Source organism: Mucilaginibacter celer, assembly GCF_003576455.2.
GTDB lineage: Bacteria > Bacteroidota > Bacteroidia > Sphingobacteriales > Sphingobacteriaceae > Mucilaginibacter > Mucilaginibacter celer.
Genome location: NZ_CP032869.1, coordinates 6,209,880 through 6,221,348 on the forward strand (window position 1 = coordinate 6,209,880; position 11,469 = coordinate 6,221,348).

The 11,469-nt window shown below is 44.0% G+C and carries 13 protein-coding genes; 6 read left to right on the top strand and 7 right to left on the bottom strand.

Going from position 1 to position 11,469, the window contains the following annotated elements; all coding sequences use genetic code 11:
- The first annotated feature begins 99 nt into the window (after positions 1–99).
- Entirely contained in the window at positions 100–1,005 is a 906-nt protein-coding gene (locus HYN43_RS25830) for a prohibitin family protein (RefSeq protein WP_119406765.1), read from the top strand.
- Positions 1,002–1,289 (top strand): hypothetical protein, encoded by a 288-nt coding sequence (locus HYN43_RS25835; protein ID WP_162996631.1) that lies wholly within the window; start codon positions 1,002–1,004, stop codon positions 1,287–1,289. The genes HYN43_RS25830 and HYN43_RS25835 overlap by 4 nt, the downstream gene beginning before the upstream one ends.
- A gap of 76 nt (positions 1,290–1,365) precedes the next feature.
- Here HYN43_RS25835 and HYN43_RS25840 read toward each other — a convergent pair whose 3' ends face one another.
- Positions 1,366–2,376: a dipeptide epimerase gene (locus HYN43_RS25840; RefSeq protein ID WP_119406767.1), complete on the bottom strand. Its 1,011-nt coding sequence runs from the start codon at positions 2,374–2,376 to the stop codon at positions 1,366–1,368.
- A gap of 36 nt (positions 2,377–2,412) precedes the next feature.
- Between HYN43_RS25840 and HYN43_RS25845 the strand changes: the two genes are divergently transcribed.
- Entirely contained in the window at positions 2,413–3,420 is a 1,008-nt protein-coding gene (locus HYN43_RS25845; protein ID WP_342633818.1) for a hypothetical protein, read from the top strand.
- Here HYN43_RS25845 and HYN43_RS25850 read toward each other — a convergent pair.
- The 4 genes from HYN43_RS25850 to HYN43_RS25865 all read right to left on the bottom strand — a co-directional run bounded on the left by HYN43_RS25850 (position 3,386) and on the right by HYN43_RS25865 (position 7,046).
- Positions 3,386–4,018 carry a rhomboid family intramembrane serine protease gene (locus HYN43_RS25850; RefSeq protein WP_119406769.1) on the bottom strand — a complete coding sequence of 211 codons (633 nt, stop codon included), beginning with the start codon at positions 4,016–4,018 and terminating at the stop codon, positions 3,386–3,388. The genes HYN43_RS25845 and HYN43_RS25850 overlap by 35 nt on opposite strands.
- Complete coding sequence (locus HYN43_RS25855) at positions 4,019–5,764, bottom strand: M14 family zinc carboxypeptidase (protein WP_119406770.1); 1,746 nt, start codon at positions 5,762–5,764, stop codon at positions 4,019–4,021. It lies immediately after the preceding gene.
- A 185-nt stretch (positions 5,765–5,949) separates the two neighbouring features.
- Complete coding sequence (locus HYN43_RS25860; RefSeq protein WP_119406771.1) at positions 5,950–6,303, bottom strand: MmcQ/YjbR family DNA-binding protein; 354 nt, start codon at positions 6,301–6,303, stop codon at positions 5,950–5,952.
- A complete protein-coding gene (locus tag HYN43_RS25865) occupies positions 6,303–7,046 on the bottom strand; it encodes a hypothetical protein (RefSeq protein WP_119406772.1) in 744 nt (247 codons plus the stop codon). The genes HYN43_RS25860 and HYN43_RS25865 overlap by 1 nt, the downstream gene beginning before the upstream one ends.
- Before the next feature lie 82 nt (positions 7,047–7,128).
- On the opposite strand from HYN43_RS25865, the gene pepT reads away from it, so the two are divergent.
- From pepT to HYN43_RS25880, 3 genes are all read left to right on the top strand, one after another.
- Positions 7,129–8,379 carry a peptidase T gene (gene pepT / locus HYN43_RS25870; protein ID WP_119406773.1) on the top strand — a complete coding sequence of 417 codons (1,251 nt, stop codon included), beginning with the start codon at positions 7,129–7,131 and terminating at the stop codon, positions 8,377–8,379.
- Positions 8,380–8,492: 113 nt separating this feature from the next.
- Positions 8,493–8,987, top strand: a complete 495-nt coding sequence (locus tag HYN43_RS25875; protein WP_119406774.1) for a GNAT family N-acetyltransferase — start codon at positions 8,493–8,495, stop codon at positions 8,985–8,987.
- Between the two features lie 116 nt (positions 8,988–9,103).
- Positions 9,104–10,294, top strand: a complete 1,191-nt coding sequence (locus HYN43_RS25880; protein ID WP_245447287.1) for an IS256 family transposase — start codon at positions 9,104–9,106, stop codon at positions 10,292–10,294.
- Positions 10,295–10,339: 45 nt separating this feature from the next.
- Here the strand turns inward: HYN43_RS25880 and HYN43_RS30680 are convergent, their stop codons facing one another.
- Both HYN43_RS30680 and HYN43_RS25890 read right to left on the bottom strand, forming a co-directional pair.
- Positions 10,340–10,891: an ATPase gene (locus HYN43_RS30680; RefSeq protein WP_205590003.1), complete on the bottom strand. Its 552-nt coding sequence runs from the start codon at positions 10,889–10,891 to the stop codon at positions 10,340–10,342.
- A 5-nt stretch (positions 10,892–10,896) separates the two neighbouring features.
- The gene (locus HYN43_RS25890; RefSeq protein WP_119406775.1) at positions 10,897–11,424 is read right to left on the bottom strand and encodes a GNAT family N-acetyltransferase; all 528 of its coding nucleotides are present in this window, start codon (positions 11,422–11,424) and stop codon (positions 10,897–10,899) included.
- Positions 11,425–11,469: the final 45 nt, after the last annotated feature.

An 11,469-nucleotide genomic window follows, 5' to 3' on the forward strand; every position in this document is an offset into this window, starting at 1 on the left:
GTTGCCAGATACCTCGCTTGCATAAATGTTGCAATCACCTCTTAAAATCATTCTTTCGCTTCTTACTTGCAACATCCAAAAAAAGCTTAACTTCATTATATGTTTATAGCAGTATTAGGAGTAATTGTGCTCATTGTGGGCATCGTGCTCAAACAATCGCCCCCACCCGCAGGGCGTTTTAGCGGCGTAGTAACCGGTGTTGGCATTGCCGTGGTAGCATTAGGTTTACTACTCAATATTTTTAAAGTAATTGAACCTGGCCAGGTTGGCGTGCAAACCCTTTTTGGCAAAGTGCAGGACCAGGTGCTTGAAAGCGGTCTGCATATTATAAACCCCGCCATGGAAATAACCGTTTTTGATGTGCAAACCCAAACCTACACTATGAGTGCAGTGAGTAACGAGGGCCAAAAAGAGGGCGACGATGCCATCCGTGTACTATCATCAGACGGCCTGGAAGTAACCATCGACCTATCCGTACTTTACAAAGTTAAACCCGACAAAGCACCTTACATTATGCAGAACATAGGCAAAAACTATGTTGATAAAATTGTAAGGCCGGTAGCCCGAACCGCGATTCGTGATAACGCGGTTGCCTACGCCGCGGTCGACCTGTACTCTACCAAGCGCCAGGAATTTCAGGATAAAATAAACCTGTACATCACCGCCAGCTTTGAAAAACGCGGACTGGAACTACAACAAATCCTGGTGCGGAACATTACTCTGCCTGCATCGGTAAGGGCCAGCATCGAATCGAAGATCAATGCCGAGCAGGATGCCCAGAAAATGCAATTCGTGCTGCAAAAAGAAAAACAGGAAGCCGAACGTAAACGCGTGGAAGCACAAGGTATTGCCGATTACCAGCGCATTCTTTCGACCGGGCTATCGGATAAACAGTTGCAGTATGAGGCTATTAAGGCTCAGAAGGATATTGCGCTGTCGCCTAATACAAAGATCATTATCATTGGTGGAGGAAAGGGGAATCCTATTATGTTGAGTGATAAATGATGACGGACGAAAAAGTGGAAATCAAAAAGATAGATAAACTATCAACGGCGCTATATTTTTATATCTTTTTAATTGTGGGAGTGATTATGGGGCATGCTGTTTCAGCAACAAATCTGGCCGGTCCGGGGTTGGATATGTTGTTTTTATTGGTGTTGGTGATAGGGATATTGTTCTTTCTTTACCGCTCTGTTTTCAATTTAATTAGATATGGTAAAGCTTTTTTGCCCAACCTGGCTTTGAACTTGTTTGTGTTGGTGGTGTTTATTGGGTTGTGTGCTATTTAAAATTCGCTGACAGCCTGCAAAACGTGTTCAGACTTACGAAGTTTTAAAAACTTCGTAAGTCTCCTTAAAATTGGGGCTAAAACCTCAATCCCAACCCGTCATCCTCATTCAAAATATACTTCCCATCGGCAAACTCAGGCATTATGTACGGGTTATTGCTCACCAAAAACGGCCCGTCCAAATCAACCCAATCTGCCTGCGGGGCAATGGCTAAGCCTGCCAGGGCGGCGCAGCTGGTTTCGGTCATGCAGCCTATCATTATTTTTAAATCCAGCTCGCGGGCTTTGTCTATCATTCGCTTTGCTTCATACAGCCCGGCCGATTTCATTAGTTTAATATTGATGCCGGTGTAAACGCCTCTGGCTTTTTCCACATCTTCAAACCGTTGTACGGCTTCATCTCCAATAATATGAATTGGGCTGCGTTCGGTAAGCCAGGCGTTACTATCCGGGTCGGTTTTTAGCATGGGCTGTTCTATCAGTTGTACGCCTTGCTCTTGTAGCCAGTAGGTCATATCGAGGCTTTGCTGTAAATCTGTCCAGCCCTGGTTGGCATCCACATACAGCGGCACATCGGTAACTGAGCGAATGGTGGTGATCAATTCCTTATCGGTATCGCGGCCCAGCTTTACTTTAATCACTTTAAAACCTTCGGCTTCTTTTATTTTTTTGATGATCATTTCGGGCGTATCAATGCCGATAGTGAAACTGGTAACTGGCATCAACGCCGGGTTGCTACCTAATAATTGCCAGCAGGGCTTGCCTTTCAGTTTACCATCTAAATCGTGCAGGGCAATATCAATGGCCGCTTTAACAGCGGGATTACCGGGGGCGATGCTATCCAGATACCTGATGATCGACCCAAAATCAAAAGGATAGCTGAATTCGCTAATATCAACCTTATTCAAAAAATCCGTAGCCGTTTCGTGGCTTTCGCCCATGTAGGGCACCATAGATGCCTCGCCGTAACCGGTTTTACCATCATGATTGATCTGCACCAGCATTACCGGCGTTGAGGTGCGCGAAAATTTGGCTATTGTAAATGCATGCTTCAACTGAAGCTCGTAGGGTTGATATGTCAGTTCCATGTTAAAAACCAAAGCTAAAATTTTAGTACCAAAATCGTGCTTATCTTTGCGGCCATGCCGGCACAAATTTATTCACCGTTCACCAACTTTAACTTCAGTAATAATAAATGCTTCCTTACGGGCCAAAATGTTAACCCTACAGAAGAGCGTATCCAGGTTTTTCCGCAATGGCTTATGAGCCGCTACGAGCTGGAAGATAAGCCTTTTAAATTGCTTGACGAAAGTATGGCCACCTACAAAGACCTGAAGCTACCCTGCACTGCCGAGGTAAATGAGCGATATATCGAGCCTCTCGAAAACGAAATAGCTGCTGCCTTTGATGGTGGTTATGAAGCTGTGAAGGCCTTAGATGAAAACAAGCTGTTTCAATGGGCCGGTAAATTATTGTACGGTATTATTTTTAATGAGGTTCAGGCCGGTATTAAGTTACAGCATTCGCAGGGGGAAGAGTTTAATATTTCGCAATCTATCATCCATAAATTCAATAACCTGCACATGATGTTGCAGAGTTTGAATTTACCCATAGAGTTTGATGGTTTTAAGCCTTACAGCCTGGTATTATTTAAGGTAGATAATGCTGATAATGTTTTTGGCTACCGCGACGAGATCAATACCATGACTTTCTCGTTACGGGTTAACGATTTCGGCCTGATTATTTGCCTGCAGGATAACGGAGCCAACGCCCGTTACCACCAGGAAGCGCTGGATAAAATTGCCGGCCAAACCCTGCATCCAATCCAGTTTGAGGAGTTGAATGCCCGCTTTTTTTACTCGGCCTACCTGTTTAACCGCCTGCCCGAGTATGATATTTTTACCATTGAGGATACCATATCGATAGAGGCCCTGCCCCTCCGCGGTACCAGCAGCAAACCCCTGTTTGATGACTGGATGAATAAAACCTATGGCCAGGTACTGGAAAACTTCTGGAAAAACTGGGGATTCCTGCTGTTAGAGATCATCAGGAATCCCGAAAAACCTATGAGTTTTTTATTTGATGCTGACGGTAGTTTTAAAAACGGAAATGCTCTGGAGCTTCCGAAATAATCCGCTGAATAAACTCGCCCAAAACATGGTGGTTAAAAACGATGGTGATCATCAGGCCACTTATAGCGCCAAAAAAGTGCGCGTCGTGGTTAATCTGATCGCGCGAGTATTTCGAGGCGTAATGGCAGTATACCAGGTATAAGATTCCAAATACCCAAAACCAGATGGCCACAGGAATAGGAAAAATCAGGATCTTATTCCAGGGATCGAATAAGATGGTGCTGAAAATTACGGCACTTACCGCGCCCGAAGCACCAAGGCTAAAATAATTATAATCGTTTTTATGCTTAACCACCGTTGGCATATCGCTTAGGATAAGACTCAACACATACAGCATTCCAAATTGCCAATGCCCGATAACCGGCTCGAGGTTGAAAGCAAAAAAGTAATACGACAGCATGTTGAAAAATAAATGCATCCAATCGCGGTGAATCAGTCCGCTGGTAATTACGGTGTGGATATCCTTGCCCCGGTAAACCGTGTATGGGTGCAGCATCATCCGGCTGTACAGGTTGTTGTTTGAAAATGCCAGTAATGAAGTAATAATAGTTATAATAAAAATAACGCAGGCCACGGGGGCCGTTTGCAGAGCTTCCATTTATTTGAGATCGAGTTTAGTTTCAGTTAAGATACGGCCCAGGGGGTAACGTAAAAATGTTTTTTCAAAATAAGGCGAATTGCGGTATACCCAAAACAATTGCGCTTCGGCGCTTTGGGCCAGTTTGGGATCGTTCTTTTTAGCCTCTTCCAGTTTTTGTTTGATGGAGGGATCTTTTTTGATCAGGTCGGCGGCAATATCCTCAAATACATAGTCTGAAAAATACTCCTTTTCGCTCAGCATCGAATCAAAAAAGTTCCAGGTAAAAAACGAATCCACACCCTGTGGCTCCAGCGTTTCCACGATATAACGGTTAATGGGCTGGTTAGTATATACCACATAATCGCCGCTGTAAAATTTAACAGGCATATCAACCGGATTAAGTTTTACACCGCTATGCATATAGTGGCCTTCAAAAGGGCGGGGAGCGGTTTTGTAATCGGCAATGTAATATATCTGCAGTTTAAGCGTGGTGTCATGTGCCAGTTGTTTCATCTGTACGCCGTTCAGCTTAAACAGATCAATGATTTTACCCCACGCCTGTGGAATTACATAAGCCAGCGGCTTATCGGCTGTGGCGGTAACTTTATAGCTGTTAAAATATTTGATTGTTTTGGTGTAGGGTTTATCCCTGTCGTAATATAAACGCTGTAAACCGCTTACCTCGCTGGTTTTGTATTTGGCTTCGTAGCCTTTAAAGGTGATGGTATCCACCCGGCTGTTATCAACCGCCCAGCCCATGGCAAAAGTTTTTTGTTTACTTACATCTTCATCAGCCTTGCGTTTCAGTTCGCCTACCAGTTTGGCATCGCGTTGATTGATCTCTATCAGGTGCTGCATAAAATCATAAGTGGCATACACGCGCTTATCAAAAGGTTTAAGCATGTGGGTTTCGGTAATATAGCTGATGATATTATGCTGGGCCGTAAAGCCGGTGGCAAAACGGGGTGTTTCTAAAAAGCTAACAATGCCCGAGTCGGGGAGGCCTTCTTCACCTGCACCATACGGGATCATTTCATACCCGCTTTTTTTCATTTTACTATACAGGTACGGGGTGAGTGTTTTGGTGGTATAATCGGCCAGGATGGGGTTTTGCTTATCCTTTTGGGTTTCAATCAGCGTCATCACATACTGGTAATCGGCACCATCGCTGGTATGGTTATCTAAAAAGATCTCCGGTTTCCAGGTAGTCAAAATTTGCGTAAACGTCAGGGCATTGCGGCTATCGGCCTTAATAAAATCGCGGTTCAAATCAAGGTTACGGTAATTGCCCCTGAAGCCATAAGCCGAAGGGCCGTTCTGGTTAACGCGGCTTAAACCACGGTTAAGGCTGCCATCAATATTGTAGAGGGCTATAAGGCAAATCACCACATCTTTGGGCAGGGCATTGTTTTTAAGCATATCGCGCACCAGCATCATACTGGCATCAATACCCTCCGGCTCGCCGGGGTGGATGCCATTGTTGATGAGCAGTACCCGTTTGTTTTGCTTTTTGATGAGTGTAGGATCAAATACTTTATCTTTGGATAACACGATCAGCGTTAATGGTTTGCCGACATCGGTAGTACCATAGTTAATGAGCCGCATTTGTTGCGGGTATAGTTTGTTAAGTTTTTGATAGTAATCAATAACCTCGGGGTAGGTGGCCGTATAGTTTTTATCCTTGCTTAACTCAAAAGGCGTAAGCTGGGCTTTTGCCTGCAGGGCGATAAAATAAACCAGTAATGCTGATAAAAATCTCTTCATAAAAAGCTGTAATGCTCAAATATAGTTTAAGTATGGTAAAGCGGGAGGGTGTAAGGGGATTTTTACGGGGTGAAGTACACAATTTAGTCATGCCGAACTTGTTTCGGCACCCATTATATAAGGTGTACGCTATGCATCTTCACTTGTCCTGTGGGATCCTGAAACAAGTCCAGGATGACGTTTTCTTATAACTCTGTTATCTCCGCCTGCACTTTCTTCGGCAAACTTTTCACCACCTGCTCATACGAGTGGTCAATCATTTCGCAAAGTTGCTTGCGGGTAAGCGAGCCGTTCATGTACACGGTATTCCAGAGTTTTTTGTTCATGTGGTAGCCTGGCTGTACTTCGGGGTAGCGTTCGCGGAGTTCTACGGCCCATTCGGGGTCGCATTTTACATTAAACCTGTCGCCGGTTTGCAGGTTGGTGAGCAGGAACAGTTTTTCGGCAATTTTAAATACAAGGGTATCTTCGCCAAAGGGGAAACCCTCTGTAGCACCCGGTTTTTGCAGGCAGTAATCGCGCAGTTCTTCTATGTTCACTATCTGAAATTGCGTACCAGTTTGGTGTATGATACTGTGTTGCCAAAGTTGTATTTAAAGCCGAGGGTAAACATGGCAAACTGATCGGGGGCGTTGTTTTTAAATTTTTGCGAGTTATCGTTATAACCATCAAGCCCTTCGCCAAAAGTATAGGCATGTTGATAACCAAGGGTTATGGTATAACCCACCTGGTCGTAATCATCGTATATTTTAAATTCGTAGCCCAGGCGTATAGGAACCATCAGGTTAACGCTGCTGTTTTTACCCGGGAAAACATAAGTATTGGGGCCGTTATACAAATAAAGATTGGTGCGTTGGATATCATTCCCTTTCATGCTATTGGATATTGCACCGATACCGGTTCCTATGTAAAAATTTTTAATGGCGTTTAAAAAAAAGCTATTGTCGTAATCAATTATCTCACCCATCTGCATGTCGGCATGCAGTACAAGAGCTTTATAATGGTTTTTTGAATACCGGCCATACAGATCTTTATCGGGAGTGCGCCCGCCGCCTTCAAGCGTGCCAAACTGTATTTCAAGACTCATAGGCACATACGGGCTGTAATTGTAAGTTAAATTCAGGCTTCCGCCCGGATGCGCCACCTGCCTGTTAAGATCATCATAACCACGGCCGTAACTCGCACCGAAACCGGCACCCCATTCATAATAGTTAAAACCACTCTGGGCCTTTGCCATTGCCGAGGCTGCAAGCAAAACAAAAAGCAGAAAATATTTTTTCAATGTATAATTTTAATCAATATTTACAATTGGCTCCGGTTTAGGTCGGCAAGCCTTTATTATGCTACTAATATAATAGCTTTATATGAATTTCAGCTCATCTATTACATTCACTGTAGCCGAACGTTTTTTGCGTTACGTTACTATTGATACGCAATCAGACCCTGCTTCGGTTTCATTTCCATCAACAGAAAAACAAAAAGACTTGGGCAGGTTATTGGTTGATGAACTACAGGCCATGGGGGTAAACGATGCTCATTTAGATGAGTGGGGCTATGTATATGCCACTATCCCTTCTAATACAGATAAAGATGCACCGGTGATCTGTTTCTGCTCGCACATGGATACTGCGCCCGATTGCAGCGGCACCAATGTAAAACCTATAGTACATCAAAATTACCAGGGCCAAGATTTAATATTGCCTGATGATACTACCCAGGTAATCAAAATGGCCGAGCATCCCGACTTAAAAAATCAATTAGGTAAAGATGTAATAACAGCCAGCGGCACAACGCTGCTCGGTGCCGATAACAAGGCGGGGGTTGCCGAAATTATGGATGCCTGCTATCAACTTGTTAATCACCCCGAAATAAAACACGGCACCATCAGAATTTTATTTACGCCCGACGAAGAAGTAGGCCACGGAGTTGACCATGTGGATATAGCCAAATTAGGTGCTTTTGCGGGTTACACCATGGACGGCGAAAGTGCCGGAAACATGGAAAACGAAACATTTTCGGCCGATGGTGCAAGGCTTACCATTCGGGGTGTAAGTTCGCACCCGGGTTTTGCTAAAGGTAAAATGGAAAGCGCCATTAAAATAGCCGGGCAAATTATTGCTGCTTTGCCTGATGAGTTGTCGCCCGAGCATACCGAAGGCATGCAGGGTTTTGTACACCCGGTGGGCATGGAAGGGCATGTAGAAACGGCTACGATAGATTTTATTATCCGCGATTTTGATGAGGCGAAACTGGCCGGGCATGTGGATGTAATTCGTAAAACGGCCGATGATGTATTAAGAGCATTCCCCGGCTCGAGCTATGATATAGCCGTAAGCCAGCAGTACCGCAATATGAAAGGCGTGCTTGATCAAAACCCGCAGATTGTGGAATATGCCATGGAAGCCATTAACCGTACAGGGCTTACCGCTAAACTGTGCAGCATCCGGGGCGGTACCGATGGCTCCCGTTTATCATTTATGGGCCTGCCCTGTCCTAATATTTTTGCCGGCGAACATGCTTTTCATGGCCGGCACGAATGGGTATCGGTACAGGATATGCAAAAAGCCGTGGAGACCATTTTGCACCTTTGTATGATTTGGGAAGAAAGAAGTTAAGTGGAAGTCGCGAGTCTTAAGTTAGAAGTCAAAAGCCGTTTTTTGTTTTCGACTTCATACTGAGGGCTTCGGGCTTAAGACTTAACTTCCGATTTAAGACTAAAATAAAGAAAATGTACACTATACGCACAGCCACAGTAAACGATGTGGAAACCATCCGTGAAATAGCCGATAAAACCTGGTGGGTAACCTACGGCCCGATCTTAGAAAAAGAGCAGATAGAATTTATGCTGGCTGAGATCTACTCGGCAGAAAAGATCACCAAACAAATTGCCGAAAACCTACAAACTTTTTTATTGCTGGAAGAAGAAAGCCGCCCGGTAGCTTTTGCAGCTTATTCACCCCGTGAGGAAGATGCCGAAATATACAAACTACACAAGCTCTACTGCCTGCCCGAAACACAAGGCAAGGGTTATGGCAAAATACTTATCAATGCCGTTGCTGATAAAACCGTTGAAGCTGGAAAAACAGTGTTGGAACTTAATGTGAACAAGTACAACAACGCCAAATCATTTTATGAAAAAATGGGCTTTGTTGTGGCTTATGAAGAGGATATCCCGATAGGGGAATATTGGATGAATGATTTTGTGATGCGGAAGGAGCTTTAATTAAGCTTCTTTAGGTGGCAGGGGAGAGTGTAAAATAAACTGTGTCAAGCGTTAAATGTTAACTTAAAACACAGTTTAAGATGAAGAGAGAAGAAGAATCGCTCGAATACGAGCAAATGAAAAAGAAAGCCCTTGAGCAACTCCGCTCGGGCAAATCGCTTTATGGCAAGGATGGAGCCTTTGCACCGTTGCTAAAAAGTTTCCTTGATGCCGCCCTTGAGGCGGAATTGGAAAGCCATTTAGATGAAGCAGAACGCAGTTCAGGCAATCGCAGGAACGGTAAGACCAGTAAGAATATCCGAACCTCTGATGGCACCATATCTATTAGTACCCCTCGTGATCGCAATTCCAGTTTTGAACCCGAACTGATCCGCAAACGGGAAACGATATTAGCAGAAAGTCTTGAATCCAAGATCATCGGCATGTATGGACTGGGCATGAGTTTCCGCGATATATCAAAGCATATCAAAGACATGTATGATACAGATATCAGTCACAGTACCTTATCTGCTATAACAGATAAGATCATTCCTGAAGTAAAAGAATGGCAATCAAGGCCGCTGGATGAACTTTACACCATTGTTTGGCTGGATGCGATGCATTACAAGGTTAAAGAGGAACACCGCATGGTAGCGCATGCTGTTTATAACATTCTTGGTATTGACCGTCACGGTCACAAGGAGTTGTTAGGAATGTATGTATCTCAAAGCGAAGGCGCTAATTTTTGGTTAAGTGTATTGACCGACCTTCAAAACAGAGGTGTAAAAGACATCCTGATTGCTTGCATTGATAACCTCAATGGATTCCCACAGGCCATAAATACAGTATTCCCTCAAACAGAAATCCAGACCTGTATCGTCCACCAGATACGCAACAGCCTGAAGTACGTGGCTTCTAAAGATCAAAAAGTATTTATGAAAGATCTTAAGCCGGTGTACCAGGCAGAAACCCTCGAACTGGCAGAACTTCGTTTAGAGCAATTAGAAGAAAAGTGGGGTAAGAAATATGAAAAGGTATTGGAATCATGGCGTAATAACTGGTCGAAGCTGACCACGTATTTTCAGTATGATACCACTATTCGTAAACTGATCTATACCACCAATACCATCGAAGGGTTTCACCGGCAAATCAGAAAAGTAACCAAAACCAAGGGTGGTTTCACATCCGATATGGCTCTGTTAAAACTGATCTATCTGGCTCATAACAACATTAAACAAAAATGGACGATGCCACTTTCTAATTGGGCGACAACGGCCCAGAAGCTGGCCATTTGGTTTCCTGGGAGAATGATATTAGATTTGATGTAGCAATCAGCCCCTGCCGGCCCATGGGCCGGCAGGGGCTGACACAGTTTATTTTACAGACCCTGGCAGGGTTTTTAAAAGCTCTTTGGCGGGAACGGCTTTGAAGCCGCCTTTTTTATCGCCTATGATAAGGCTTTCGTTATTTGCTGCTGCTGATTCAACCAATTTGAGGTTAGCACGTCTCATCCCTTCCAATACTTTTGCTTCTAATTCGTCGATACTCATTTTGTGCGCATCAGTATTGGTTATTTCTGGATATGTAAGATTTTCTGTCTTTTGATAAGAGGCTAATCTCCCAAATAACCATTTTACTTTATAGCCTTTTTGTTCGGCCTTTTTTATCAGCAAGGCATACTCTTGAACTCCAAGCGTTGTTGTGAGTGCAAAATCAACCCCTCGATTTGATAATTCGTCAACACGCTGTAACATAATGCGCCCAGCCTCAAGTGCTACGCTTTCGGGATCAAATGGCGAAAGCCCAGCTGCTATATTATCTGCATTCACAAACTCCCGGCAATTAAGCAACTCAGGCAAAACGGTATAACTCGCCGTTGTTTTACCCGCGCCATTGCAACCTGCTATGATATATAAATTCGGCATCTGTTTTATTTAATATAACTTTCCCTAAAAATAGCATATAAATGCTTATCCATCACCTCATCATTTTTAATTACCGAACGGCGTAGTATGGCCTCTTTTATATACCCTGCCTTTTCAAGCACCCGCATGGAGGCTGTGTTTTTATCGTACACACCTGCTTCTAAACGTTCCAACGGGAAATGTTCAAAGGCGTAAGCGGTTATAAGTTTAACTGCTTCCGTCATTAAACCGCGGCCCCAGTGTTCTTCGCCAAGCCAGTAGCCAATTTCGGCAGTTATGCGGCTTTCGCCTGTCATAGGTTCAATACCTATGCCGCCGCAGGCTTCATTATTAATCACGATAGCAAAGCTGGTAAGCTGTGGTTGGTTTTGGGCAAGGTTGATCCAGAATTTGGCATCATCCATGGTATAAGGATACGGAAACCTGTCGCGCAAAAACAGGGGCACTTTTGGGTTATTGGCATGTTTTTGTAATGATGCCTCATCGCCTGCTTGCCATCCTCTCAATAAAAAACCTTCGCCCTGTAGTTCCATTTTGTAACAATAAAATGTTTAAAAATAGCAATGATTATCCAAACT